Annotated in this window: 26 protein-coding genes; 9 read left to right on the forward strand and 17 right to left on the reverse strand. The window is 66.0% G+C overall.

Annotated features, from left to right (window positions below):
- The first annotated feature begins 55 nt into the window (after positions 1–55).
- From BOSE125_RS16200 to BOSE125_RS16215, 4 genes are all read left to right on the forward strand, one after another.
- A complete protein-coding gene (locus BOSE125_RS16200; protein ID WP_159554233.1) occupies positions 56–433 on the forward strand; it encodes a helix-turn-helix transcriptional regulator in 378 nt (125 codons plus the stop codon).
- 26 nt (positions 434–459) lie between these two features.
- Positions 460–1575, forward strand: coding sequence for an ArsO family NAD(P)H-dependent flavin-containing monooxygenase (locus tag BOSE125_RS16205; protein WP_159554235.1), 1116 nt, complete (start codon positions 460–462; stop codon positions 1573–1575).
- A 72-nt stretch (positions 1576–1647) separates the two neighbouring features.
- Positions 1648–1983, forward strand: a complete 336-nt coding sequence (locus BOSE125_RS16210) for a helix-turn-helix transcriptional regulator (RefSeq protein WP_159554237.1) — start codon at positions 1648–1650, stop codon at positions 1981–1983.
- A gap of 34 nt (positions 1984–2017) precedes the next feature.
- On the forward strand, positions 2018–3049 hold the full coding sequence (locus BOSE125_RS16215) for a three-helix bundle dimerization domain-containing protein (protein ID WP_159554239.1): 1032 nt from the start codon (positions 2018–2020) through the stop codon (positions 3047–3049).
- On the opposite strand, the gene BOSE125_RS16220 is transcribed toward BOSE125_RS16215, so the two are convergent.
- The 7 genes from BOSE125_RS16220 to BOSE125_RS16250 all read right to left on the reverse strand — a co-directional run bounded on the left by BOSE125_RS16220 (position 3040) and on the right by BOSE125_RS16250 (position 8958).
- The gene (locus tag BOSE125_RS16220; protein WP_159554241.1) at positions 3040–3813 is read right to left on the reverse strand and encodes a response regulator transcription factor; all 774 of its coding nucleotides are present in this window, start codon (positions 3811–3813) and stop codon (positions 3040–3042) included. The two genes, BOSE125_RS16215 and BOSE125_RS16220, sit on opposite strands and share 10 nt — an antisense overlap.
- On the reverse strand, positions 3810–4580 hold the full coding sequence (gene pstB, locus BOSE125_RS16225; protein ID WP_201301309.1) for a phosphate ABC transporter ATP-binding protein PstB: 771 nt from the start codon (positions 4578–4580) through the stop codon (positions 3810–3812). Before pstB ends, BOSE125_RS16220 begins: the two co-directional genes overlap by 4 nt.
- A 103-nt stretch (positions 4581–4683) precedes the next feature.
- Positions 4684–5604, reverse strand: coding sequence for a phosphate ABC transporter permease PstA (gene pstA, locus BOSE125_RS16230; RefSeq protein WP_159554244.1), 921 nt, complete (start codon positions 5602–5604; stop codon positions 4684–4686).
- Complete coding sequence (gene pstC / locus BOSE125_RS16235; RefSeq protein WP_201301234.1) at positions 5604–6560, reverse strand: phosphate ABC transporter permease subunit PstC; 957 nt, start codon at positions 6558–6560, stop codon at positions 5604–5606. The genes pstA and pstC overlap by 1 nt, the downstream gene beginning before the upstream one ends.
- Positions 6561–6583: 23 nt before the next feature.
- On the reverse strand, positions 6584–6919 hold the full coding sequence (locus BOSE125_RS16240) for a hypothetical protein (protein ID WP_159554246.1): 336 nt from the start codon (positions 6917–6919) through the stop codon (positions 6584–6586).
- 76 nt (positions 6920–6995) lie between these two features.
- Positions 6996–8069, reverse strand: coding sequence for an IS110 family transposase (locus BOSE125_RS16245; protein ID WP_137803243.1), 1074 nt, complete (start codon positions 8067–8069; stop codon positions 6996–6998).
- A gap of 226 nt (positions 8070–8295) precedes the next feature.
- Positions 8296–8958 (reverse strand): substrate-binding domain-containing protein, encoded by a 663-nt coding sequence (locus tag BOSE125_RS16250; protein WP_236558077.1) that lies wholly within the window; start codon positions 8956–8958, stop codon positions 8296–8298.
- Between the two features lie 418 nt (positions 8959–9376).
- Here BOSE125_RS16250 and BOSE125_RS16255 point away from each other — a divergent pair, with 418 nt between their 5' ends.
- From BOSE125_RS16255 to BOSE125_RS16270, 4 genes are all read left to right on the forward strand, one after another.
- A complete protein-coding gene (locus tag BOSE125_RS16255; protein ID WP_229672759.1) occupies positions 9377–10492 on the forward strand; it encodes a tyrosine-type recombinase/integrase in 1116 nt (371 codons plus the stop codon).
- Complete coding sequence (locus tag BOSE125_RS16260; RefSeq protein ID WP_159554250.1) at positions 10476–10823, forward strand: helix-turn-helix transcriptional regulator; 348 nt, start codon at positions 10476–10478, stop codon at positions 10821–10823. The genes BOSE125_RS16255 and BOSE125_RS16260 overlap by 17 nt, the downstream gene beginning before the upstream one ends.
- A 445-nt stretch (positions 10824–11268) precedes the next feature.
- Positions 11269–12306, forward strand: a complete 1038-nt coding sequence (locus BOSE125_RS16265) for a hypothetical protein (RefSeq protein ID WP_159554252.1) — start codon at positions 11269–11271, stop codon at positions 12304–12306.
- 65 nt (positions 12307–12371) lie between these two features.
- Complete coding sequence (locus tag BOSE125_RS16270) at positions 12372–13070, forward strand: SOS response-associated peptidase (RefSeq protein WP_371300802.1); 699 nt, start codon at positions 12372–12374, stop codon at positions 13068–13070.
- A 214-nt stretch (positions 13071–13284) separates the two neighbouring features.
- On the opposite strand, the gene BOSE125_RS16275 is transcribed toward BOSE125_RS16270, so the two are convergent.
- From BOSE125_RS16275 to BOSE125_RS16285, 3 genes are all read right to left on the reverse strand, one after another.
- Positions 13285–14511, reverse strand: coding sequence for an ATP-binding protein (locus BOSE125_RS16275; RefSeq protein ID WP_159554254.1), 1227 nt, complete (start codon positions 14509–14511; stop codon positions 13285–13287).
- 298 nt (positions 14512–14809) lie between these two features.
- Complete coding sequence (locus BOSE125_RS16280) at positions 14810–15379, reverse strand: ParB family protein (protein WP_159554256.1); 570 nt, start codon at positions 15377–15379, stop codon at positions 14810–14812.
- The gene (locus tag BOSE125_RS16285) at positions 15376–16182 is read right to left on the reverse strand and encodes a ParA family protein (protein WP_159554258.1); all 807 of its coding nucleotides are present in this window, start codon (positions 16180–16182) and stop codon (positions 15376–15378) included. The genes BOSE125_RS16280 and BOSE125_RS16285 overlap by 4 nt, the downstream gene beginning before the upstream one ends.
- Before the next feature lie 1348 nt (positions 16183–17530).
- Here BOSE125_RS16285 and BOSE125_RS16290 point away from each other — a divergent pair.
- Positions 17531–17671, forward strand: a complete 141-nt coding sequence (locus tag BOSE125_RS16290; protein ID WP_159554260.1) for a hypothetical protein — start codon at positions 17531–17533, stop codon at positions 17669–17671.
- A 1123-nt stretch (positions 17672–18794) separates the two neighbouring features.
- Here the strand turns inward: BOSE125_RS16290 and BOSE125_RS16300 are convergent.
- The 7 genes from BOSE125_RS16300 to BOSE125_RS16330 all read right to left on the reverse strand — a co-directional run bounded on the left by BOSE125_RS16300 (position 18795) and on the right by BOSE125_RS16330 (position 26721).
- The gene (locus BOSE125_RS16300) at positions 18795–20324 is read right to left on the reverse strand and encodes a MarR family transcriptional regulator (RefSeq protein ID WP_159554264.1); all 1530 of its coding nucleotides are present in this window, start codon (positions 20322–20324) and stop codon (positions 18795–18797) included.
- Positions 20325–20928: 604 nt separating this feature from the next.
- Entirely contained in the window at positions 20929–21150 is a 222-nt protein-coding gene (locus BOSE125_RS16305; RefSeq protein ID WP_159554266.1) for a hypothetical protein, read from the reverse strand.
- A gap of 557 nt (positions 21151–21707) precedes the next feature.
- Complete coding sequence (locus BOSE125_RS16310) at positions 21708–22142, reverse strand: hypothetical protein (protein WP_159554268.1); 435 nt, start codon at positions 22140–22142, stop codon at positions 21708–21710.
- Positions 22143–22162: 20 nt separating this feature from the next.
- Positions 22163–22720, reverse strand: a complete 558-nt coding sequence (locus BOSE125_RS16315) for a hypothetical protein (RefSeq protein WP_159554270.1) — start codon at positions 22718–22720, stop codon at positions 22163–22165.
- On the reverse strand, positions 22717–23781 hold the full coding sequence (locus tag BOSE125_RS16320) for a transglycosylase SLT domain-containing protein (protein ID WP_159554272.1): 1065 nt from the start codon (positions 23779–23781) through the stop codon (positions 22717–22719). The genes BOSE125_RS16315 and BOSE125_RS16320 overlap by 4 nt, the downstream gene beginning before the upstream one ends.
- Positions 23782–23794: 13 nt before the next feature.
- A complete protein-coding gene (locus tag BOSE125_RS16325; RefSeq protein WP_236558078.1) occupies positions 23795–25207 on the reverse strand; it encodes a chromosome partitioning protein ParA in 1413 nt (470 codons plus the stop codon).
- Positions 25207–26721 carry a hypothetical protein gene (locus BOSE125_RS16330; protein ID WP_159554274.1) on the reverse strand — a complete coding sequence of 505 codons (1515 nt, stop codon included), beginning with the start codon at positions 26719–26721 and terminating at the stop codon, positions 25207–25209. The genes BOSE125_RS16325 and BOSE125_RS16330 overlap by 1 nt, the downstream gene beginning before the upstream one ends.
- Between the last annotated feature and the right edge of the window lie 14 nt (positions 26722–26735).

The raw sequence follows: 26735 nt of genomic DNA on the forward strand, positions 1-26735 counted from the left end.
CCATCGATGGGAACACTACTGGTCATATTGACATACGTCAATGTAAGATGGGGTGATGGTTTCCACAGTTGCCTTCTCCGCCCCGACCTACACCGATCGCCGCAGACCGGTCCTGGTCGCCCAGGAGTGCTGCTCCCTGACGAACGGACCGATCGGTGCCGATGAGGCCCAGCGGGCCGCCGGCATGCTCAAGGCCCTGGCCGACCCCATGCGACTGCGCCTGTTGTCCCACATCGCCGCCCAGGGCTGCGGGGCGGTGTGCGCGTGTGACCTCACTGACGAGCTGGGGATCAGTCAGCCCACCGTCAGTCACCACATGAAGAAACTGGTCGACGCCGGCTTGCTCACCCGAGAGCAACGCGGCAAGTGGGCCCATTACAGTGTGGTGCCGGAGGCCTTCGCGGGGTTGCGGCGGATGCTGGAGCTGGGCTGATCGCACGCCACACCGACAGGGAAACGGTGGAGACTCGCGCTGTCGATGTCTTAGTCATCGGCGGAGGTCAGGCCGGACTGGCTGTCGGGTTTTATTTGCACCGTTTGTCCCGGGATGCCGCCCGTGGGCGCGGCGGGCCAGCTCCCAGTTTCGCGATCCTTGACGCCAATGAGCAACCCGGTGGGGCCTGGCAGCATTACTGGGACACCCTGGAACTTTTCTCCCCGGCCGCCTACAGCTCTTTGCCCGGTTACCGCATGCCGGCCTGGGCCAGTCCGGGCAACCCCTCGGCCGGCCATGTGGTGTCCTACCTGCGAACCTATGAGGAACGGTATGCCCTGCCGGTCCACCGTCCCGTGACCGTTGTGGCTGTCGAAGACCTGCCCGACGGCCGGTATCGCACTCTGACTGACCAGGGAGCCTGGATCAGCCGCGTCGTCGTCAACGCCACTGGCTCCTGGCGCCGCCCCTTCGTGCCAACAATGCCCGGGGCGGAGAAGTTCACCGGGTCTCAACTGCACACCACCGGCTACCGGAGCCGCAAGTCGTTCACCGGACATCGGGTCGTGGTGGTCGGCGGAGGCAACTCGGGCGCGCAGATCGCCGCCGATCTGCTGCCGGCCGCCGCCTCGGTCACTTGGGTGACCCGCCGACCCCCGCGCTACCTGCCCGACGAGGTCGACGGCCGGGCCCTGTTCCAGCTCGCCACCGGCCATGTCCACGCCCTAGAGCGAGGGGATTTTACTGGCGGTGGGGTCGGATCGCTGGGCGACATCGTCGCGATCCCCCCAGTACGGCAGGCCCGCGACGCCGGCCACCTGGAGGCCCAGCCGATGTTCTCTGGCTTCACACCCACTGGCGTTCAATGGGCTGACGGGCGCCAGCAGGAGACCGATGCGGTGATCTGGTGCACCGGCTTCCGCCCCGATCTGGGCCACGTTCGGCCACTGGGGCTGGACATGAATGGGGCAGCCCCAGTGACCGCGGGTGATCTGCCGACCCGATCCCGCGACCGGGCGGGACTGTTCTTCCTCGGCTACGGGGACTGGTGCGGTCCGGCCTCGGCCACCCTGATCGGCGTTGGCGCCCCTGCCCGCGAGACTGCCACTGCTGCGGCCCGACATGCCGCGTCCGCCATCTGATATGCGCCAGGATGCTTTGGCCCGGACGTGGCCGGAAATCCTGCGGCCCCCAGATCCCATAAACTGGTGTCTATGAGTTCCCCGATGCCCGAGTTCGACGCGCCCGCTCCCACGAGCCACGGGCATCTGGCCCCCGATCGGAGTACAGCGGAGAACCTGGCGAGGATGCTGCGTGCCCTGGCGGATCCAACGCGGATTCAGCTGCTGGCCCTGATGAACGGTGCCGGCCCGGAGGGGACGACGGTCAAGGAACTCACGGACGCGCTGACGTTCAGACAGCCGACTATTAGCCACCACCTGCGGATCTTGTTGGACGAAGGAATCGTGTGCAAGTCCCAAACCGGGCGGCAAACCTGGTATTCCATCGCTGCCGAACACGCCGGGTCCATCTCCGACCTGCTGCGGTAGTCCAGTGGAAGAAGCCAGCCTGCCTCAGAAGGCCATGGACCCAACCGAGGCCCTCGACCGGGCCCGTCAGGTCCTGGTGCTGGCCCACCCGGAACGATTGTCTGTCCTGAGCCTGTTGACCTCTCTGCCTGACTACTCGGCCTCGGCCGCTGGGATCGCGGAAACACTGGGAATAGCCCCGGAAGCCGTCGATGAAGCCTTGGATGCTCTCGCGCAGGCCGGGCTCGTGCACTGGCAACGCGGTGATCGTGCCGGCGATCCCCGGGTGTCCCCGACGGCAGATGCCTGGATCAGGTTCAGCTCGCTGTTGGACAAGCGCCCGGGCCCGGGTCCGCTTCCAACTGATGCTCCCGGGGTGCAATCAGGGGTCGGCTCCGATGACCGGCCATTGGGGCCTCACCCCGTCCCCGGCCCGACACCGCCGCCGGGACAGGAGGTTCCGCCGGTCATCCACCGGATCGCCGACCAGCTCGCGCACCGGTTCTCCGCGACGTTCTCCGCCGAGACCGTGCATCGCTACGTGCGTGAGACGTACTTTCTGCTGCGTTCCCGCAGCCGGGTCCAGCGCTATCTGGCGTCCTTGACCAGCCGGTTCGCGACAGAACGGCTGCACGCCCTGGCACTGGCGCGGGGCATCGAGATGCGCCCGGTCCCGCAGGTCTTGTTCGTCTGTGTGGCCAACAGCCATCGGTCCCAGATCGCGGCCAGCATCCTGAAGTTCATCGGCGGCGACCAAGTCCATGTGCGCTCGGCCGGATCCGCGCCGGCCACCGATATCGCTCCAGAGGTGGTGGAGGTGCTGGACGAGATCGGCTGCTCCCTACTGGGGGAATTCCCCAAGCCGCTCACCGATGAGATTGTCCAGGCCTCTGATGTGGTCATCACGATGGGCTGCGGGGACGCCTGCCCAGTCTATCCGGGCAGGATCTACCTGGACTGGGCGATCGAAGTCCCCCCGACCCATGATCTTCAGGCCCAACGAGTAATGCGCGATGAGATCCAGCACCGGGTGGAGGACCTGTGGCGGTCACTGTCCCCCAGCAGGTCGGAGCACCATCAGCCTTGATTGGTCGGCCGGGAATCCGGCAATCCCATCCGGTAACCCACCCTGCGGATAGTAGTCAGATAGCGCCCTCCGTCGACTTCCACGGCGCCGAGCTTCCGGCGTAGCCTGCCGATGGTGACCGGCAGGGCCTTGGACTGCTGGCGTTGGGGGAAGCCGCCGGCTTCGACGAGCTCGGCGGCGGTGCGGATCTGCGGACTGGCGGACATCAGCTCCACCAGCACCAGATATTCCTTGACGCTCAGCTGGGTTTGGCCTTGCTCGCCGCTGAGCACCATGGACCCGCAGTCCAGGACCAAGGGACCCAGGATCAGCCGGCGTGACCGTCCCGGCCGTCGGGGTAGGGTCCGGCCGGCCACCTCGACCAGACGGCGGGCATCCAAGATTCCGTGGCACAGGCCATTGGCGCCGGCCTCCAGCACTCGGAAGGCCGTGTCCACGGACCCGGTCTGCGCTGGAATGGTGACCAGGACGGGAACCAAGGACCAGCGCCGCACCGCCGACACGAAGGCCACGACGTCGACGCCGCCCAGCTCGGCATGGGCCACGACAAGGTCCGGTTTGAGCTCTCCAGCCATCAGCAGCCCGGCTGACCCGTCGGCTGCGGTGAACACCTCCAGCCCGGCGGCGAGGTGCTCGTCGTCGGTGCCTTCCAGGACCTGGTCCGGGTTGCCGACGACCAGGACGCGGAGGATCCCGGACAGCGCCATGACCAGATCTGGGCGATGGGCGCCAGCGGTGCGGTGCGGGTGCACTGCGGTGGTCATCCGAAGCGCCCAGAGACGTAGTCCTCCGTCCGCTGGTCGGCCGGGTCGTCGAAGATCTTCCGCGTCGGGGCGTACTCGACAAGCACGCCGGTCCGGTCACCGGAGCCCTCGGCCGAAAGCGCCGTGAAGAACGCGGTCCGATCCGCGACCCGGGCCGCCTGCTGCATGTTGTGAGTCACGATGACGATGGAGAAATCCTGCTTGAGCTCGTGCATTAGATCCTCAATGCGCAACGTGGCGATCGGATCCAGCGACGAACAGGGCTCATCCATCAGGATCACATCCGGACGCACGGCGATGGTCCGGGCAATGCACAGGCGCTGCTGCTGGCCCCCGGACAGGCCCAGCCCGGAGTCTTTGAGCTTGTCCTTGACCTCGTCCCACAGGGCGGCTGCCCTCAGGGAACTCTCCACCAGCTCGTCCATGCTCTCGACCTTCATGCCGGAGACCCGGGGGCCGTAGGCGACGTTGTCGTAGATCGACTTCGGGAAAGGGTTGGCCTTCTGGAACACCATCCCGATCCGGCGCCGGACCTCGATGGGGTCGACCTTCTTGCCGTAGATCTCCTCGCCCCGGAAAGTGATGGTCCCCTCGACCCGGGCCCCCTCAATGAGGTCGTTCATCCGGTTGAGCGAGCGAAGGACCGTGGACTTGCCACACCCGGAGGGCCCGATCAGGGCGGTGATTTCATTGAAGCCGAACTGAAGCGACACGTTCGAGACGGCCTTGAAATCGCCGTAGAAGATGTCGACATCCTCGCAGGCCATGATCGGGTTGTCGGGCCGCTCCAGGTGGGTGCCCGGTGACGACTCACCGAGATGGGCGGCCACGTCGTCGGTGGCGGGGGCTGCGGGCATTGTGTTGTTCATGTCACCAACGCTTCTCGTAGATGTTTCGGATCGTGATGGCCACGGCGTTCATCGCCAGCAGCAGGACCAGCAGCAGGATGCTGGTGGCCGACGCCAGTTGATGGAACTCCTCCTGGGGGCGGGAGGCCCAGTTGAAGGTCTGGATCGGCATCGTGGAGAACTGGTCGAAGATGCTCGTGGGGTCGAACGTGACGAAGACCAGCGCTCCGAGGACCAGCAGCGGTGCAGCCTCGCCCATCGCCCGCGACAGGGCCAGGATGGAGCCGGTGGCGATGCCGGGCACCGAGGAGGGCAGCACCTGCCGCCAGGTGGTCTGCCACTGCGTGGCCCCCAAGGCCAGGGATCCCTGACGGATCTCGTTCGGCACGCTTCGGATGGCCTCGCGGGTGGCGACGATGACGACCGGCAGGATTAACAGGCTCAGCGCGATGGCCCCGGCAATGACGATGTTGCGCTGGACGATGTTCAGTGCGGTGAGCACCCCGAGGGTCACCAGGCCGTAGATGATTGACGGGACCGCCGCCAGGTTCTGGACGTTGACCTCGATGGCCCGGTTCCACCACTTGTTGTGGTCGGCGAACTCCTCCATGTAGACGGCTGCGGCTACTCCGATGGGAATCGTCATCACCGCCGTGGTGGCGATGACCCAGACCGAGCCCAGGATCGCCGCGCGGGCCCCGGCCTGCTCCGGGTCGGAGGAGGCATAGTCCGTGATCAGGTGCCAGGAGAACATCTCGCGTCCGTCCAGGAATGTCGTGACCAGCAGCACCAGCAGGAACAGTACGGCGAAGGCCAGACAGGCCCACAGGGCGAACAGCACTACCAGTGCGGCTGGGGAGCGCTCACCCTGGAAGAAGCCGGTCTGCTTCAGTCCGCGGGAGGTCTTCGGGGCCGGGGAGGTCCGGTGTGCAGTACTGCTCATCAGTAGGCCTTCCTGAGGCGGCGGACGATCTGGATGCTGATCATGTTGACCACCAGGGTCAGGGCGAACAGCAGAAGCCCCACCGCGAAGAGCGTGTTGTACTCCAGTGATCCGACCCGGGAGTCGCCCAGGGCGGCACTGGCCATGAAACCGGTCATTGTCTGGCCCTGCTCCAGCGGACCAGCAACCATCCGGGCCTGCTGGCCGGCGGCCATGGCCACGATCATCGTCTCGCCGATCGCCCGTGACACTCCGAGCACGACGGCCGCGACGATTCCGGACACCGCTGCCGGCACGACGATCTTCAGCGAGGTCTGCATGCGGTTGGCGCCCAGCGCCGCCGAGCCTTGCCGCAGGGACATCGGCACGGCCGAGAGGGCGTCTTCGGAGATCGAGGCGATGGTCGGGACGATCATCACGCCCATGACCAGGCCGGCCGCGAGCACGCTGAAGGCCCCGGTCGGCAGTTCGAGCCACTGCTTGAAGACCACCGACTGCACGAAGGTCAGAGCGAACAATCCGTATACCACCGTCGGGATGCCCGCCAGCACCTCGAGCACGGGCTTGAGTACCTTGCGCACCCGTGGCCGGGCGTACTCGGACAGGTAGATAGCCGCCCCCAATCCCAGGGGAACTGCCACGAGCAGTGAAATGCCCGTGGTCCATGCCGTTGCTGTGATCAGCGGCAGGACGCCGAAGGACGCCTCGGCGAATCGTGGAGCCCATCGGTCCCCGAACAGGAAGTCCCCGACGTTGATCTCGGTAAAGAACTCCACCGCGGGAACGACCAGGGAGACCACGATGCCGACGGTGGTGGCGACCGTCAGCAGTGCCGCGAACCGCAGGGCCCAGATGATGACGCGTTCCCCCGGGCGGGACTTGGCCTTGAAATGACGGGACCCCGTGGGGGACGACAGAGCTGCTGCTGCCGTCCCCCGGGTTGTGGTGATACTCACGATGCGTACGATCCTTCGGGCGATCAGTTCAGCTCGGCGAGCTGGTCCTGGGCCGTCTGCGTCTGCTCCTCGGTCAGTCCGATGAACTGGGCGGCCTCGGCGATCTCCGTGGAGTTCTCCACGTAGAAGTCCACGAAGTCCTGGACCTGCGACTTGTCCTGGTAGGAGGCGTTGGCCACGTAGATGAATAGCGGGCGGCCCAGCGGCTGGTAGGACTCGTCCTGGACGGTCTCCTCCGACGGTGTGATGCAACCCTCGCCGCCGTCCACGTCGATCAGCTTCAGCGTGTCGGGGTTCTCCATGGCGTAGGACAGGCCCAGGAAGCCCAGCGCGCCGGCGGAGCCGGACACGCCCTGCACAGTGACATTGTCATCCTCGGACGGGGAGTAGTCGGTCCGGATGGCGCCCTCCTCACCGTTGAATCTCCTATGTCTGTCAAGCCCCGGTGAGCTCATTCTGAGCGGCGGTGTTGAGGCGGCGGTAGATGTCGCGGGCGAGGTAGCGCTTGAGGCAGCGACGGATCTCCCGGAGGGTGCGCCCTTCGGCGGTACGGCGCTCGACGTAGGCGCGGGTTCGCGGGTCCATTCGCATGCGGGTGACGACGGCCATGTGGAGTGCTCGGTTGAGGCGCCGGTCGCCACCCCGGTTGATCCGGTGCCGGACGGTGTTGCCCGATGACGCGGGGATGGGGCTGGTTCCAGCGAGGCTGGCGAACGCGGACTCGGATCGAATGCGGCCCAGGTGTGACCACGCGGTCAGCGCGACGGCGGCGGTGACTGGGCCGATGCCGGGCTGGTTGAGCAGGCCACCGGCGGGGCTCTGCCGGACCAGGTCCGTGATCCGCGTGGTGATCTCCTTGAGCTCGCCGTCGAGGACGGCGACGCGTTTGGCGAGCCGGATCGCTTCACCACGGGCGGTGGCCGTGGCGAGCTCTTCGTCGCGGGTGCGCCACGCCGCGGTCGTGGCGATCTGGGTCGCGGTGAGCGGGCGGCGGGCATCGATACCGAGGTCGACCACGCGCAGTAGCGCGGTGAGCGCGTTGATCGTCGCGGTGCGCTCGGTGCTCATGTGGTCGCGGGAGGCCAGCAGGACCTTCACGGCAGCGCGAATACCTTCGTCGGCGCGCGGTTGACGCAGTTGCGTCTGCTGCAGCGGGAGCGCTGCTGCGGCGATGCGGCGCGCATCCAGCGGGTCGGACTTGCCGATGCCGCGGTTCGCGCGAGCGTTCATCCGCGGGGCCTCGACGACGGTGTGTCCGGTGTCTGCTGCAGTGCGGGCAAGGCGTGCGCCGTAGGTGCCGGTGCCCTCGATCACCCACAGCGTGTCGAGGTCCCCTCCGGTGCGGCGCCCGACCCAAGACACCGCGCGTGACAAGCCTGCTGCCGTTGCGGGAAACTGAGCCTCATCGACAATCTCGCCCGTCGGGCAGGCCAGGATCGAGACAGCGTGGTTGCGGGCGTGGGTATCCACGCCGATGACGAACGGGCGGGTATGCGCGACGATAGCCATGGCGATCGACGCTCCTCTCTTCGAGACGGACATGGTCACGGTCGCCAAGCGGCCGGCACGGGTCCGGGAAGAGGTCACTTCGGGGCGAATCTGTGATGGGCCACGGCCCGAGGGCCGGGCAGTCTCCTGATGAGGTCACCGAGGTGGGCCGGACGGTGTCGGCCGCACCGACCCGGGCGGACAATTCAACGGGAAGACACCGCAAGCGGGCCAATTGCTTCGAGAGTCACACCCGGTTCGATACGACCGACATCCATCCTGACCGGCCAGTCCCAGACCAGCCAGATCCAGACTCACAGATGGCTTCGGTGAAGTAGTCGAAGGTGCCCGAGTCGGTGCCGGCACCATAAAGATCCAGCGGCTCATCCGGGAATGACGGGTCCACGTCGGACCAGGACATGACCTCGCCCTCGGACTCCGGGCCCCAGATGGTCTGCAGCTGCTCGACAGTCAGGCACTGAGCCCAGTCGTTGGCCGGGTTAGCAACCACGGACAGACCATCATTGGCCATGATGACCTCGGTGTACTCGATCCCGTTGGACTCGCACTGTGCCATCTCCTCCTCGTCAATGGGACGGGAAGCGTTCGAGATGTCAGTCTCGCCGGCGCAGAACTTCTGGAAACCACCACCGGTGCCCGAGGTGGCCACCGACACGTTCACCGCATCGTTGCTCGTGCGGTACTGCTCGGCAGCGGCCTCGGACAGCGGGGCAACGGTGGAGGAACCGTCCACCGCCACGTCACCTGAGGTACCACCCTCGGCAGCGGCGGACCCGCCCGCGGCCGGAGAAGTGTCGTCAGCGGAACCGGCATTGCCGCAACCGGTCAGCAACAAAGCGGAGATTCCTAGGACAGCCAGGCCGGTACGGCCCCTGAGAGCATTCTTCACGGAGGAAAGCCTTTCTAGATGCGGGGATGAGACGCAAACGACGCGCCGCATTCATAGAAGGCTGTCTATATGAACGAAAGGTGAACGGGAGTCGCCCATTGAATAGATCATAGATGTTTGTCTATGTATACCCTAGGGCCAGCACGACCCAACTAGTCATCAAGACAGGCATGCCGAGTTCGGTCGACGCAACTCACCGTCCCCTACGCCAAGGTCGAGGACTCAATCCGGCGGCTGCGAGAGCTCGTCGCGGTCGAACGACGCTGCTGCGCGTTCGTGGACTGGGACATCAAGGACGGCCATGACGATCTGCGCCTCATCGCGCGCGGCACGCCAGACACGCAATAACCCTCCCCTCTTGCCTAACACGCCGCCGTAGCGAATGCATCAATGATGCATCTAATGCAATACTTGCCGTGTGGACCCCAATACCGGTGGCGCGACCGCCCTTCGACTGCTCGGCAACGTGCGTGCGCTGGACGAAAAGCAGTTCGTCTACGAGGCGATGCTCACCGGCTGGAGCGATCAGCAGTCCAGCCGCGGACTGGCCACACCAACGATCCGCAACAGGATTCTGGCCATCAGGCGGTTCGAGAGCTTCACGGAGAGGTACCCGTGGGAATGGGCCCCGGTCGACGTCGAGGACTACACGACTCGTGCAAAGTCAAAGGCGCGCCCCGCGGCGAAATCGACTATCCGTGCGTTCCAGACGATCATCCGTCTCTTTTGCGACTACCTCTGCGACGGACGCTACGAGTGGGCTCGCGAGTGTGAGCGACGCTTCGCGTCGGCTCCCCAACAGATCTGCCACGTGTGGAACACCACCGCGCACCTGGTGGACTATGAGGGACGCGCGCAGAGACGGGCACTCACCTACGACGAGCTCGAGCAGTTCTTCACCGCAGCGGACGCCCGAGTCGAGTCCATCCTCGCCCAGGGCCGCAAGGGCGCTCTGGCGGCCCTGCGCGATGCGCAGATCTTCAAGACGATCTACGCCTATGGGCTGCGTCGGGCGGAGGCGGTCGGCCTCGACGTGGCAGACCTGCGACCCAACGGAGCCGCACCCAGATTCGGGCGCTTCGGCGCCGTCGAGGCCAGGTGGGGCAAGGGCACGCGGGGATCCGGGCCGCGCCGGCGCTCAGTCCTCACCGTTCCCGAGCTCGGTTGGGTGACCGAGGGGCTGGCGCAGTGGGTAGACCAGGCCCGCCCCCGCTGCACCGACGAGCCAACCGGGAAGCTCTGGCCCACGGAGCGGGGAAGCCGTGTCAGTCTCCGATACATCGACCTGCGGTTCGCGACGATCCGCGACCAGCTGGGGCTGCCCTCGGAGCTCAGCGTGCACGCACTGCGCCACACTTACGTCACCAATCTCATCGAGTGGGGCTACTCCGAGAAGTTCGTCCAGGACCAGGTCGGCCACGCGTACGCGTCGACCACCGCGATCTACACCTCGGTCGGCGACGACTACAAGACACGCATGGTCACTCGAGCACTGTCCCGAATCTACGGAGGAAACGATGCCCACAACCGCTGACGACAACCCCATCACCTGGCAGCTCCGACAAGTCATGGCCGCCGCCGGGATGTTCCAAACCACCGACCTCATCGAACCGCTCCGAGAACAGGGCGTGCAGCTGTCCCGTGAGCAGATCTATCGCCTCGTATCCAAGACCCCGGAGCGCCTGAACGTCGAGGTCCTCGCCGCCTTGTGCCGAATCCTCGACTGCACACCCAACGACCTCATCGAGGTGGCCCCGGCCGCATCCTGCGGAAACCGCCGAGCAGCAGGCGAGCCGCGGAGCGCCGGTCCCGCCATCGGCGCACTGCGACCGATCCCCGCGAAACTGCACCGCCTGACCGACTGACCCGACCGCAACAAAGATGAGCACCACGTGGAAGCCCCAGTGCGACTCATGCCGCCGGCATGTCGAGGCCCGGTACGAAATCCTCGAACAACGAATCTGCAATGCCTGCTACACCAGGCTCCGCTGGAACGCCTCGGCGTGCCCGGCCTGCGCACAGACCAAGGTCCTGGCGTTCCGGTCACCAGATGGCCTCGTCGTGTGCGCTGCGTGCGCCGGCGTTCCCTCGAGGTTCGGATGCGCCACCTGCGGCAGCGAACAGCACCTCACCGGCTCGCACTGCGGGCGATGCCGCCTGGAGGACCGGTTAGGCGATGTCCTCTCCGACACCACAGGCCAGATCCACCCGGAACTCGCTCCCCTCCGCGAGCATCTCCTCACCGCCCGGGACCCCCGCTCGGCCACTCGATGGCTGCGCCACGAACCCATCGACCGCACTCTCCGCGACATGGCCCAGGGCAAGAAGCCAGTCAGCCACCACACCCTCAACGAGCTTCCGCAATCCACCCGCGTCCGATACTTCCGGCACATGCTGATCAGCTCGGGAACACTCCCCAACATCGACGTCCGATTGAACGACCTGGAGCTACGCACGAAGGCTCTCACAGGAAGCATTCCACCTGCCCATGCCGCCATCATTACCCGGTACTTCAACTGGGAAATCCTCCGAAGGCTGCGGCGACGAACAGGCGGCCAGCCCATCAGCGCGGGCGTCGTCAACACCCGCACCGCCGAGATCCGCAAGATCGTCGCGTTTCTCACCTGGCTCGACAACCACGGGCAACCCCTCGCTTCGCTCGAACAAGTCACCCTCGACCACTACCTGTCCCGGCACGACCGACACAAAACACTCGCGAGCTTCCTCAACTGGGCCGTGCGGAACCGGATCACGACCCGGCTCCGCGTGCCCCGAAAGCAGCCCTCCCCGCCTCCGGCCCCCATTCCCGAAGACGTGGTCTGGGACAAGGTCGACGGACTTCTGAACGACGAATCCACACCGTTGCCGAGCCGCATCATCGGCCTGCTCCTGCTGGTGTTCGCTCAACCGATCCGAGACTCCGTTCGCCTGCGACTCGAGGACATCCACCGCAACGGAGAGGTCTTCTCGCTCAAGTTCGGCAGCACACCGATCGAGCTTCCTGCGCCCATCACCGATCTCCTTCGAAGACATCTCGACGAGACGCGTGCCCGGCAGCCATACGTTGGAGAGCCGTCCGGATGGCTCTTTGATGGCACGATGCCCCACCAGCACACGAGCGAGGGCGGTGTCGCCCTTCACCTGGCCAGACAGGGTATTAATGCCCGAGAAATGAAGCGCGCCCGACTTGATCAGCTCGCTCAAGTACTCCCAGCGAGCATCGTAGCGGACGTCACGGGCGTCGCCGTAGAGACAGCACTACGACATGCCATCGACACCAGTGCCAACTGGGGCATCTACCCGGAGCTGCGAGCAAGCGAACACGGGCAATTAAACGCAAACGAATAATTCCGTTTCCCGACACCCTCGGCGACCTGGTAGCAGACGCCGGTGCGGTCGAGCCCGAGGAAGAGCTGGTACTCCGTCCGAAATGGAACGTTGCACCGACCAGCGAGGTTCCCATCGTCCTAGAACGGGCCGCCGAGGCACAGACACGCAGGGAGATCCACGTGGCCCGGTGGGGCCTGGTCCCACCGTGGGCCAAGGACATCGCCGTCGGCTCGAGAGCCTTCAACGCCCGCTCGGAAACCGTCTCCACGAAACCAACCTTTCGCGCGGCCGTGAAGGCCAGACGATGCGCAGTCCCGGTCGATGGGTACTACGAATGGCTCAAACCGACCGCCGATGCGCCCAAGGGCACACCGAAGCGGCCCTTCTTCGTTCGCCCCGCCGACGGCTCGCCGATCTACTTCGCCGGGCTCTACGAATGGTGGAAAGACCCAGCAGCCGCGGAGGACGATGAGGGCCGGTGGCTCCTGAGCTGCACAATCCTCACCGGCCCCTCCCCCGAGGCCGGCACCGACGAGCCGACCTTGGAGCAACTGGCCGGCCTGCACGACCGCCTACCCCTGCCCATGGACCGGGACACCATGGACACCTGGCTGAAGCCCGAGAAGCTAGCGTCCGCAGACGAGGCCGAAACACTGGTCGAGGAGGTCCGGAACCAGGCCTACCGGACCGCCTCAACATGGACCCTGACCGAGGTCGGGACCGCCGTAGGCAACGTGCGCAACAACGGGCCGGAGTTGATCCAGACCGTGCAGGGTTCCTAGGCGGAATACTGACACACGTACAGCCCGACGCTTGCGTGCGCCGGCAGCGTGCGTCTTGGACCATGGGGGACGGTACCGGCTTGGCCCTGGGGTGCATCCAGTGGTGCCGAATCAAGGGGCCCGGCGGTGGGTACCCGCGGAGGGGTGCTGTCCTGATCCTGCTGAGCCGATGGGGGCGGGTGCCGTTTCGACTTTTGCCCTTTCCCGTATCCGGTCAGGGCCTCCGGTTGTTGTCCCGTGTCGTTCGATCCCGGGTCTCCGGCCGGCTCCTCGACGCGGGGAGCCTGGTACGGGTTCGGGTGACCTCGTCAGCGCCAGGGACGGGCGCAGTTCCGGCGCGGAGAGCTTCGAGCGCGTCGCGCAGGTAGGGCAGGGCGTATTCGACGTACCCTCGCCCGGCCGGGTGAATCAATTCATCGTGGATCAACCGTTCACGGTAGACCGACTGATACCGCCGGTCTTCTCCCATGCGGGCGGCGATGTCCGCGACGCGGGAGGGGCCGGTGTCCTCGAGCATGGCGTTGAGGTAGTCGAGTTTCCTGCCGCTGATTTCTCGGAGCGCGGGCCGGTGAACGTTCTTGACCATCTCGCGGATGACCTCGGTGCGGATCTGTTCGATGTCGCCGATCTCGATGGTGTCGGCGTTGCCGGCGTGGGTCCAGGCGCGGGCCCCGACGAGCTGGATGAGGTACGGGTAGCCCTGAGAGACCTCGCCGGCGCGCACTGCGGCTTCGGGAGTGATGGTCTTGGGAGTATCGGCCACCGTTTGACGAATGGTTTCGGCGGCAGTTCCGACAGGGACGCTGCCGAGCTCTACGCGGTGGGCTCGGCGCAGGAAGGTGGTCTTGTCGTTCTCCAGGAGGTCATCGAGGCCTGCACGGATGCCGGCGGCGACGAACCCGACCTGATGCCCACGACGGGTGAGGTCCTGAACATGCTGGGTGACCTCATGCAGTTGCGCCGGGTCGACGGACTGCAGCTCATCCAGGGTGATCAGCAGACCTCCCCCGGTGGCGTCCAGGATGCCGGCGAGCCGGTCGAGGAGGCGGCCGACGGGTAAGGCTTCGCCGTCGTAGCGTTCCACGACGTCCCGCTGGGCAGAGACCCCGGAGAGTCCCGCGCCAGTCAGTCGGGACCGCTCAGCCTGAGGGTCACTCTCCCGCAGATGCTCGACGATCTCGGCCCGCAGTTCGGCCACGAGCGAGCTGGAGGCGGTGTGCAGAGTGATACACGTCCACCCTGCATCGGCGGCGACCGCCTCGAACTCGGTGAGCAGCACGGTTTTGCCTGCTCCGCGAGCTCCGGAGATCAGGACATTGCGTTGACCGGGCAATTCGCCGGCCACGGCCTGTTCGAACTCGCGGATGACGCTGGCCCGACCAGCAAGAATGGCTGGGCTCTGCCCGAAACCGGGGGTAAACGGATTAGTGACTCTTGCCATGAGGTGCCCTCGTCATGTTAGACCTTGTTAGACATTCTCAGCGTGTTAGACAGCGTTAGTCAATCCTAAGCACCGTCCAAGTTATCCTCCGGCGACCGGACGGCGACCTCAGCCTCTCCCTGCTTGAGGTCTCACATCGGCGCAGGTGACCAGCCGAGGCGTTGTGTGTCCATTACCTTGTAACTGACAAACTCTGTGAGTTCCGGACTCTGTGAGCCACGATCGCGACGGAGTGGACTGCGCATAGCGCGCTTCGCACCCCCTTTTGAGCGGCCGACTTTCTGCCCCAGGAGCCTTGTCAAGAAGAGAACGGCCGACCTCGGCGCACCATGCCCGGCATCTGCGTGAAAGGTTCCCCGTCGTTGTAGGCGGCCTCCAAGCGGAGGGTTTCGCGCTCCACCGCACGGGCGATGAAGTCCGACCAGCTGGTCGCTCCGGTGACCGGAATGGTGTGCACGTAAGCCGCTCGAGCACGCAGACGCTGCTCGTTGTCCTGGTAGAACGTCACCTTCCGCGGCTTCTCCTCCGCTGTCTCAGACACCGCAGTCGGTGCCGGTGTCGACTGCTGGTCCTGTGTCGGCGGCGGCATCAGAGTCGGCTCCGGGGTCGCAGGGGGTGCTAACGGGGCGGGCTCGACAGGTGCCGGCTGCACCGAGTCAGGTGCTGCCGGCGTCTTCGCAGTCTTGTCCGTCACCACCGGCGCAGGTGCATTCGATGCCTCTTCGGCGGCCGCTGACTCCCCCGCAACCAGGTCGTTGACCACGGAGGTGGAGCGGGCCTTCTTCAGGCCGACGCGGCGCAGTGATTTGAGGGCGTTGGCGCCGTCCTCTCCCCCGCTGCCTCTCGACACGTTGTCTGACCGGCTCACGAGTTGCTCCCCTCCCAGATACGACGGGCTACCAGTTTCATGGGCTCAAGCGAGGTGTTGGCTGATCTGCCGTAGCTCATCAGCGGGCGAGCCTCGGCATGGGCCAGCGCGAAAGCCTCACGGGCCGGCAGCGAGGGTTCGACCACGGCGTCGCCGTAGGTGTTCCTAATCTTCAGCGCCCAGTTCTCTTGGTCGCGCAGTCCTCGACGGAGGCGATTCAGAACGATGCCGGCCACCTGAAGGTTCTCATTGAACGCTTCCGAGACCTCGACCATGGTCTTGGCGATCTCACCGATGCCTTCGAAGGAGGAGGCTCGCGGCTCGGTGACCAGGATGGACCAGTCGGCCGCGGTCAAAGCGTTGACCGTGAGCATGCCCAGCGACGGCGGGGCGTCGATGATGACGATGTCGTACAGCTCCGAGACCCCGGACAGGGCCGAGCGCAGTCGGAACTCCCGGGCCAGCATCTGGTCCCGTTCCCGGGCTGCCAGGTGCCGTTCGGCAGCGATGACGTGGGGTGCGGCTTTGCCGATTTGCCAGGCCTCCCCGGCTTCGGTGATGGCGTCTGCTGCGGCACCGGCCGGGACGCGGAAGTTGTTGTCCGGGTCGCCGTAGATCACGTCGTTGAGGGTGAACTCCGGGTCAGTGACGGCCAGAGCACTGGTGGCGTTGCGTTGCGGGTCGGCGTCAATGAGGAGCACCTTCTTGCCCTCATGCAGGGCGTAGACCTCGGCCAAGCCGACGGCCACGGTGGTCTTGCCCACGCCGCCCTTCTGGTTGCACACGGCGATCACTCGGCTCACGCGGTGCCTCCACTCCTGCTGGTAGGTCCCCGGCGCGGGCAGCTGGAGGCAGGGGGCAGGCACTGCAGAACAATGCCGCTCCCCGGTCGTCCGGCTACGACGGGGCAAGATCGGCTGGCCCGAGACCGGCACCGCGGCTGCGGCCCGATCGTCCACGAGCGCGATCCTGTCACAGGCTAACCTGAAGCCCCGGGCGAACACCCTCACGAAACGCCGACATTGACGGTATCAACGCCATGGCCAGCAGTAACAGTCAGACAAGCTTGGCTGGTTATGCTGGTATTACTGTTTGTTATTCTGGCCAGTGCTCGCCTCGTGATCGGGCAGGTTAGCTTGACCATCATTGCTGGCATTGCTGGCATTGCCATCTTCACTCGCCGAAGACTGATGGCAAGCCCCCTCCCCAACCGGCCTTGCCGGTTGTGCCATCAATGCTGGTTTCACCATCACGCATCTCCATAATGCTGGCATTATCGGCCTTGATGCTAAAACTCCCTAGGGATCATGAGTCGCTTGCTTGCCGCTTTAACCGGAGAAAAGGACGCTGGTTCCGCGCAAAGCGCCTTGCCAGCATTACCGGTCTTACCAAGTGAAATAGCTCTTTTGCTGGCACTACCAGTGAGCTCTGCACAGATGCCCCTCGACGGCATAATTCCCGCAGGCCGCTCCAATATCGCCAGTGATACTGGTATTGCTGTTTGAGCCAGTCGTGCCGTCAATGACGGCTTACCAGTGGAGCCAGCAAAGCCAGCAGTGCCCCTTCACTGTCGAAGAGAGCACAGCGAACGTGACCCGTTAGACCGTCAACCCCGGGATGGCCGGTTATGCCAGCATTACCGCTCGGCATTCACGGCCGTTGTCGACGTACCCCGATGAGCGATGCGCGGTCCACGGCGATTCTCATCGCGTCGGCGAACCATCATGGCGGCGGTCGGCAGCCCTCCGACCGGCATGGCGCAGACGAACCCGGAGGCTTGAGCGACCTCGGTGCCGGGTTGACGGGATGAAGCCCACAGTGCACGCAGAGCACGTGGGGACGGGCACGCTCCAGCGCACAACGCCACCGGCTTGGGCGGTCGCCTCCCGTCCCCTGCTCGTTGCATCCCGGCCGCGAGGTCCGACACAAAACGGCAGACCCACGGGGCGGACCCCAGGACGCCAGTGGGGGCGGTAATGCTGGCAATGCCATTAGTGCTGGAACAACCGTCGTCGTTGACCCTGAGGCTGGCAAAGCCCGCACTCCCAGCAATACCAGCATTGCCAGCGAGGTGCCCCCAGGTACCGGGTGAAGTTCGGGCGGGCTTCCGCACACATGGCAGTCGGACCAACCCGTACGCAGGAGCTCAGCATGACGATCACCGCCAATCCAGCACCAGTCGACCTCAGCGCCATGGTGTCAGCACTCATTGATGACCGAGGCGAATGCCCCACGGCTTTCGATGTGGAAGCCATTGTGTCTATGGCCTTCTTCGCCGACTGCCTCCGGTGAGGCGACACCGGTCGTGGGCATCGGGCTCTTCGACAGCATCGTGCAAGCCAGCCGTGTTCTCGAGCGGGGGAGCGTGGATCGGGGACTCGCCGACTCCATTGCCAGCTCGACCGGTAATGCTGGCATGACCTCCACCCTCAGCAACCGGGTGCCGGGGGAAGGCGAGGTTCCGCTGTGAACTGCATCCTCTTCGGAGATGTCGAAGTCACGCCGGTCCCGCAGGACGCGACCCTGCGCACAGTCGGCACCAACGCGTTGGCTGCCGTGGGTCTTGGGCTTGGGTACCAGCCGGCCGATGCCCAGGAGGACTAGGCGGCGTAGGCGCATTTATTAGTGGGTGACTGGTCACGTTGACGTGCTGAGAGCGCGACACGCACTGAAGCCCTGACCGATGCGCAGTGGGCACTGCTGCGCCACAAGGGCGTCCAGGCGGTCATCCCGCAGAGGGTCGACCTCTACCCAACCGGCCCCGCCGCGTGGCCAGGGGCGACCGACCGGTCTGTGTCGACACCGAGGCCTACAGACGGCGCAACGTCGTGGAAGGTTCCTTCAACGTGTTCAAGCAGTGGCGGGGTTTGGCCACCCGGTACGACAAGCTCACCCTGACTTGCCGCGGCGGTGTCATGCTGCCCGCCATCACCATCAGAATCAAAGCACTGGTAGACATCCCCCGATGGGAATCAGGTCTGCCACATTCACCGCGGCTCGGCCGACGAAAGTTGCAGGGTATCCGTGACGTCGACCCACCGCACCACATCAAACACACTCCTGGTCAACAGACACCTCATCGTTCGGGGAGAACGCGACGCTGCTAGCGCGCCGCAATCGCCGCGACTATGGCGCCCAGGGAGGGCACCGTAATAGCAAGAAGCAATAGGCCCAGACGGAGCAGAACCGATAGATGAGGGGTTCGGATTACTTTAAGGACGGCCCAGAGCAGAAGAGCAAGGTAAGCGACCGCGGCCAGGGTAGGCGCGGTCCACGCCTCGGGCCTGAGGACTGGGTTGTTGGTCATGCCCCCGTCCTCTCAACAACTCGGTCATCGACACCCAGCCGCTGTTTGCACCGGTCGCCAATCTGGGAGACAGGTTCTAGGGTCTGCAGCTGTACCCAGGCGGTAGCCTCAGCCGGGTACGAGGGTTGACTCCCATGGGTCCGGTGGCGGTTCGACCAACTCCCACAGCAGGGAGGCGTGCCCCAGGTCGTCGATGTACCCGGCGGACTGCGCTGCGGCACGTGCCGCCAGCCAGCTGTGCCAGACGGCGCGCTCGGCCCTGTACCGGGCGACCTGCTGGGAAACCTGCTCGAGGACGCCGAGTTGCTCGGCCAACGCCTCCAGGTTTGCGTCACTGGCAGTGGGGGAGAGGCTCCAGAGTCCGGCGGAGCCGGTGCACAGCCGCCATGACGCCAGCACGTTCAGCGCATCGTTGACCGCGGTCCGCGACAGCCCAGACTCCTGGACAAGGGTCTTCACCGGCACAGAGGTACCCAGCATCTCCAGGGCCTCGAACACCAGGGCCTCAGGCATCCCCAGTGACCGAAACACCGGGCGCAGGGCATGGATCTTCCCCGGCCGCCAAGACCGTGCAGCAGCGGCCTGTTCTAGGTGGTCAGGTACGACCAGCCGGTAGGTGTCTGCCTCCGTGCCGTGACCCTTCTGGATGAGCGCAAGCAACGGCTCCGGGTCCTGGACCAGTTCGCGGAGATGGCGAGAGACCGTGCTGGCATCACTGCCGATGGCCACGGCCAGGGCACGGACCCCGAAAGCGACCACGACATCGCCGGTCTTCATGCAGGCTTCCGCCACGGCCCGGAGCAGCAGGCGCTTGGTGAGCGAATTGCGGTCACTACCCATCCGGGTATCCACGACCTTTAGGGCGTTCAGCCAGGTCCGTACCTGCTGGGAGGCAGATATTGAGGGCCCCCCCTGTGTAGAAGGCTGGCTTGTGTTGGATTTACGGACAGGGCTCTGGGTTGCGAATCTTTGGGCCTCAACCCAGTCCCGTCGCAGCGCTGCCTGCCGGTGGGTGGGGGAGTAGCGCGAGTAGAACTGGGCCAGGCCGGGCCACACGCCGTTGAGGATCCTGGCCTGGATGTCGACGAGGCCCAGTCCGGACCCCGCGGCGTTGACCAGGACGGCCTGCCGTGCCTCGGAGGCCGAGGCGTACCGCGTGTGGTTCCACGTCCCGTCGGTGGCTGTGCGCAGCATCTCCGTGGACATGGTCCGGCCCGAGACGGCCACTGGGCCGGACGCGTCGGCTGAGACCACCCCATCCGGCTCGGCTTCCTCGTACCGGTGGGCCCGGACCATGGCCCGGTGCTCAGACAGCTCCTCCCAGAGCCGGTCGAAGGCATCCTGACCGTTGCGGTGGGTGGCGACGGCCACCGCGTCCTCCAGGCCCATCTCCAGCTGCTGGTGGCCGCCGGCACGGTGAACCGACCCGGGGGTGCGGATGCATCCGCTGATGATGGACCGGTGCGGTGAAGGGTCCAGGGTGGGGCAGGCGATCGCCAGGGCCTCGACCAGCTCACGGGCCACATGGAAGGGCACGGGCTCGCGTAGTGGCACGTAGACGTGGCGCCCACCGGAAGGTGACCGGTCGCGGATCCAGGAGGCGCCGGCGGCGTGCAAGAGGCCCGTGGTCGTATGCACGTCTGACAGGACGGCAGGCTCCCCACCGGTGGCGGGTTTGGCGTCGAAGTCCAGGCACAGGGTCCGGCACATCCCGTCACGGGTGTGAATAAGGACGGCTGCTGGACGGACGGGTGGCTTGGCCAGGATCTCCTGCAGGTCGACCTCGGACCGGGCCGGGTAGTTGCGTCCGCCGTCTCGGGAGACGCGGACGCGGTCGCGGCCGCCGAGTGCGGGGGCTAGGGCTCGCCAGATGGCACCGTGGTCGGTTCGACGCGCGGGGGTGCGTGATGCTGGCAGTCCCTCTTCAGGCTGCGTTACGATGGCGATGTTCCTTCCGGGAACGTCAAAGTACCGGTACCCACCGTGGTGTGAGAGTCAGGTGGGCCGGTCAGTTGGCTAAGTGCATATCGAAGTAGTGATGGAGCCTTGGGCTCTACCTCCTTCTGGTCGGCGGCCCTTGCAGGGGCCTTCGGTCTACTGACGTATCGGATTGCAGTCCGTTCCGTCGAGGTGAGGTGTAGTTACACGATGTCCGGTTTTCCGGCGGGCCCCGGCAACGGCCCCTGGTGTCCGGCTTCTTGATGGGCCCGCTTCTGCGGGCCCATCTTTTTGTCCGGAGTGGCTACGCGATCCATTGCCCCTCCTGGGTGAGGTTCGCGGCGATCAACCGCTCCACGTACTCAGACACGGTGAGGTTCGACTGCTCGGCTTTCGACTTCAGTCGTGGCTGCAAGTCCGCGGGGATGCGTGTCCCCACGAAGGCCCGGTCGCCTTTGGAATCGGACCGTCGTGTCGTGGCTCGAGCCGTCGAACCGTTGCCGGAGGTGGTGACGGATTGCTTCATCGCGTCGCTCCTTCCATGTCTGACTGGTGGTTGATGCCTTCGAAGTTACCACCGTGTGATTCACCTCTGTGCCAGTGCCCATGCCGCATCTTTCCGCCCCAGCACTGGGATGGGCTGCCCATCGCCGAGCGCTTTGTTGCCGGCTCCGGCCTGGCTCGAACCGACCGGCAATGCCTCCAGAAACGGCTATGGCGTCAGTGCTGTCATTCCCGTCATTGCCATTCATGCCAGCATTACCGGCTATGCCGCCAGCGTAGAGATTCTTGATGTGGGGGAGCATCCTGTTACAGGCTAATACTTGCCTCACGTGGCTGTGTGGAAGACGCCGTTGATGGCAATGCCAGCATTGCTGTGCCGCGGTAGATCTGCAGCCGGTTCCGGGCACGCCAGCATTACCGCTCTGCTCCTGCCCAGGGCCGGATACGCGCCTGGACCAGGGGAGTGGTCGGCAGCCCGGGCCGGGATGTGGCCCGTGTGCCTCAAGATCAGCCAGAGATTTTTTCTCAGCCGCTGGCGTGTTGGGCGTGTCGTGCTCTCAGCGGCAGTCCGACCAGGCGTCACCGCAGCGGGGCCGGCAAGATCAGGGTGAGGTTGCGGCCGGTGGAGTCGATGGTCTCGCGCTGCCGGAACTTCGCCGGACTCGAGATCCCGGCCCTCTCCATGGGGTCGCCCAGGACGTCCGAGACGTTGCCGCGGCGCAGCCAGTGCGGGGTGGCTGCCAGCATGGAGGAGGCCTGCACCATGGCGTCCACATCGTGGGCAGGTGCCAGGTCGATCCCGGCCAGACTGGCCGGCTGCCAGCGGTCGGCTCCGGCACCGGCGGGAAACCAGCAGGTGGTGTCTATGAAGCGTTTGGCGACCTGGTGGCGGGCCGGGAGGTCCCAGTAGTGGGCCGCCGTCCGGCGCCGGTGCTGGCCAGTAGGTCCGGTGTGGAGTATTTCTCCCCGTACACGGTGCTGCGAGCACGGGAGCGTAGTTTCCGAAGTAGCCACCTGTCCGTGGGACGACGGGGTTAGTAGCTGTAGTCATGAATTTTGTTCTCCTCGGTGAACTCGAAGTAATACCTGCGGGGTTGTGTTCCCGGTTCTTCGGGGATGTCGCTGCCGTCGGGGGCGTTCCAGGTCCAAGTTGCGGTCACGGAAACGCCGGTCTCGCTGGATTCGGTGGCGTAGTTGAGCTCGACGTTGGGCACGGAGGTGGCTCCGCGTTCTGCGGCTTCGAGCCATTCGACTCCTGTGGCAGGCCGCTCGGGGGCAATGACGGCCGCGGCGCGCTCCTTGGTCATCAGGGTCCGTGCGCGCAGTTCGGCGGCGGTGCGGTTGAGGTCCTCGTCCGGCGTCCAGGTTGTCATGATGCGCGCGGCTTCCAGCGCTATCTGTTGGCGATCGCTGATGTCGTCTGCAACAGAATCATCTGGTGCGCCGGTGCTGGTAGCGGCGGAGGTTGGGGCGGTGGTGGGTGCGGGTGCTTCGCGGTTCCACGGTTGAGTGAAGGCCAGTGCCACTCCGACGCCGACCAGGACGGCGACGGCTGTGATGGCAATGTAGGTCAGAATCCGGGTGCGGTTCATAGTGGGATGCCCATCTGGATCAGGATCGGATAGGGGTCCAGGGCGTGGTCGTAGGTGGGCCGAGTGTCGTCGGCTTCGGGTGCGTTGATCTGGAAGTGCAGGTGCGCCCGTGCTGAGTTGCCCGAGCTGCCTTCCACACATAGCGGAGTCCCGGTGGCGACGGTGTCGCCTCGGCCCACTTGGAGGGTGTCAGGGGTGCAGTGGTGGAACTGGAAGACCAGCCCTGGGTCGTCGGTCATCCGGCCGACGACGTAGTGGCCCTGGTACTGGTTGACCCCGGCGTCGGTCACCCGAAGGTCGGTAGGGGCCACAACGGTGGCCCCGCCGCCGGTGGAGAAGTCCAGGCCGCGGTGAGTGGAGACGAACTCGTTGCACTGGACCCCCGCTACACAGCCGCGATACCCAAAGCGACTAGTCAGGACGCCACCGGGTAGGGGATGAGTCCATTCTCCGGTGCCGAGGTCGCCGATGACGGATCCGCCCGGAGGGGCGCAGTCGGCGGAGTAGTCCAGCTGGGCCAGATCGTTGATCTTACGAACGTAGGCCTGGGTCTCCGGGAACGGCGGGATGCCGCCGTGTTGGAGCACGGCGCCTGGGCCGGCGTTGTAGGCGGCCAGGGTCAGGTCGATCCTCTCAGCCTCGGTGGTGCCGAGGTCCTGGACGTCTGCGCGGATGGCCTTCATATACCGCCCTAGGGCAGCGATGCCGGCCTTCGCATCGAAGGGATCGGCACCTTGGCCGTACTCGGCCCAAGTGGCTGGCATGAACTGCGCGATGCCTCTGGCTCCCACGGGGGACTTGGCCTGGGGGTTCCAGGTCGATTCAGACTGGATCTGGGCGGCGACCAGCGCCGCCGGGACCCCGGCTTCGGTGGCGGCTGCACTGACGTCTTCGCGGTACTGCTCAGGGATGCCAGCAGTGCTGCCACCGGCCGGAACGCACCCGGTGTGAGCGGCGGGAGCGGGCTTGTCCAACTTCATGAGTATCACCGGGATGAGGATCAGCAGCCCCACGACGGCGGCTGCTGCGCCCATCTGTAGCAGGCTGCGAGAGTTGTCCACGGCGGCTTGTTCCTTAGAAGCCCTGGGCCACGGCGGCGGCGGCCGCCAGCCACGCCCGCTGGGTTTCCGGGAGCAGGGCGTCGTAGCGGATTACCCCACGCACCAGGGCCGGGTCATAGGGCACCCGGATCACGGAGCGGACCAAGGGTGCGAAGCCATCGGCGATGCGCTGGGCCTCGGCGCGGGCCTTCTTCAGTGCGTCCCCGCCCAGTCCTCGAGCGGCGTCGGTGGACTCGGAGACGATGACCACGGCATTGCGGGCCAGTTCTGCGTCGTGCCCGCCTCGAGCTTCGAGGGTCTGCAGAGTCAACAGGGCTGCCTCGGCGCGGTCTTCCATCGCGGTGACCGGGACGACGAGCTGGTCGGTGTGGTCGATCATTCGTCGCCAGTTGGCAGAGCGGGCGGTGTTGCCCGAGTCCATGATGATCATCCGGTAGAACCGGGACGCGACTTGGTGGGCGAGGTCGACTTCCTCGGCGGTGACCTCGTGGTCGCCCTCGTCGTTTTCATCGGAGCGCAGGACGTCGTACTTGTCGGCCGGCTGGTGGTGGACGAAGTGAGCCAGGTCGGCGGTGGAGGTAGCGGGGGAGAGCAGCCGAGTCGATGAATCCACCAGGTCCAGCACACTAGCGGCGTGAGGGCCCTGTTCGGTGCGCCAGCCCAGGGTGCCCTGGGACTCGTTGTTGTCCCAGGCCAACACGGGACCACCGCCGTACCGGGCGAGCACCGCGGAGAGCAGGGCCACGGTGGGGGTCTTATTCGCGCCGCCCTTGCGGTTGACCACGGCCACGGTGCGTGGGCCAGGCCAGTGCTGAGACACGATGCTCACATCTTTGCGTTCGGCCAGCTCGGCCGCCGAGGCAGGGATGCGGAAACCAAGGGTGTTCAGGGCGGCCCGCCAGCCCCGAGAGGCCGGCTCGGTGGACTGGTCCGGGACCAGGAAGGTGGTGTCGCGCAGGCTACGCCGAGTCGGAACCACTGTGGTGGTGGGCTGGGGCGCAGCACCGGCCGGGTCGAACGTGACCGGCGCCGGGGCAGTGGTGGTGCCGGTGGTTATGAGGGGGTTGGGCCGGCTCGGTAGTGCTGCCGGTGTGGCAGGGACCGTGGCTACAGCCGGTTCGGCCTCCGGTGCGGGCTGCTCCGCGGGCGTGGTGGGTGTGGTGTTCGCGGCGGTGGTGGCCACCGAGGCGGGCGCGGGCGGCTGGTCGAGGGGGGTGACGGTGCCGGTGGGGTCCACGGCGAGCCAGGTTGGCGGGGTGTCGTCGGTCTGGGCGATCAGTTGGGTGCCGTCGCGGCGGGCCCGGCGCACCAGGTGTTCGATCACCGCGTCGATGAGCTGCTCACCGGCTGGGCAGGTGACTTCGGTCGTCTCCGTGTCGGTGGTCAGGCTCGCGTGGGTGGGGGAGTCCATCTGGATCCGGATCATCACTTCTCCTTGGAATCGTCAGCCGGATCGTCGGCTGGAGTGCCGGCCGATTCGGAGCGGTAGAGCACGGTGTTCTCAAGAGTTTCCGCGACGATGTAGGCCGCGTCGGCATCCACCAAGTCCGGGGCCGGGTCCTCGTCGGTGAAGGTCTCCCATGGCAGAGGTGCCGAGGTCAGGGAAGACAGGTCGAGGCTGGCCGGGTCGGCTCGGTCCGCCAGCCCGTAGGCGGTGGTGCCGTCAAGGGTGGAGGTCTCGAAGCTGTGCAGCGGGCGGAGCATCGGCTCTTCGCCCCAGGTGAGGGCGAGGGTGTCGAAGGCGGCGGCGCGCCCCTCGGTCTCGACGATGGGCTGTTGGCGTTGGTCCGGGGCCTGCGCCATCTCGGCGGTGGCCAGGGTGGCACCGTCCTGGACTTGGATGATGGTCATGGCGGTGGACGAGTCCTTGGTCTTCCAGCCCAGCAGGGCGTGGTCAGCGTCGAGCATCCATGACACCTGAGGTGCGCCGCTGGCGCCGGCGGGGGGAGTGAAGGAGGTCCGTCCGGCCACGGTTCCGTCTGCGTTGACGGTGTAGAGGCTGGTCTCGGTGGCGGTGATGATTTGGTTGTCGCCGGTGACGGTTAGGGCGCGGGATCCGGCGGGGATGACCACATCGGTAAGGCCATGCCCGGCAGCAGGGATGCCTACGATCCAGTGCTCTTTGGCCACGAGGGGCCGTGCCCCGCGAACCTCGACTCTCCAGCCTTGTTCTACCGGGATGGTCGTGGCCGTGACGGTGGAGCCGTCCTCGGGGGTGCGGAGGTCCCACACGCGTAGTTCGTTGCCGGCTTGGGCTGCCAAGGAGGGGGTGCCAGCCCAGTCGGTGTGCACAGCCGAGGTGAGGTCTTTCGGGGCGGAGGTGCCGCGCCAGACCGGCTGACCGGTCTCCGGTGCGCGGGCGGTCAGAGTGCCATCCGGGTCGGCCGAAAGAATGTGCCCGGCGTCCAAGGCCGTGACATCGGAGTTCTCGGCCACCGGCACGGACCAGGCCGAGCGTCCGGAGAACGCCTCGGGCAGGGCGACGGGGATCTGCTGGTCTGCACCAGGAACGACCCATTCTTGCGGAGCGCTGTCACCGGTGACGGACAGGGCCACGGCGGTGCCTAGACCGCCGAGGGCGAGCACGGCCAGGGTGCTGGCCCCGAGGAGCAGCCAGCGGCGGCGCGGCCCCCGCTGTGGCTGATCGGCGGTGAGGTCGGTGACGGTGGCGTCAAGTACGTCTCCGGTGGCGGTGACCACCATGTCCCAGGCCTCATCGGTGGGGGAGAGCACCCGCACCCGTACGGCTTCCAGGTGCAGGCGCTGGACTTCGCGCACCACGGCGGTGATCGCCGCCTGCCGGTAGCCCTCACCGGGTGTGGGCTCGACCGGGACTCCGTTCAGCTCGGTCCGTTCGGTGTCTTCATCCAGCCAGAGGGTCAGCACCGGAAAGGCCGGCACGGTCTCTAGGTTGAACGCTGTCTCTGTGGTCTCGTCCACTACACCCCCGAGGT

Source organism: Citricoccus sp. K5 (assembly GCF_902506195.1).
Taxonomy (GTDB): Bacteria; Actinomycetota; Actinomycetes; order Actinomycetales; family Micrococcaceae; genus Citricoccus.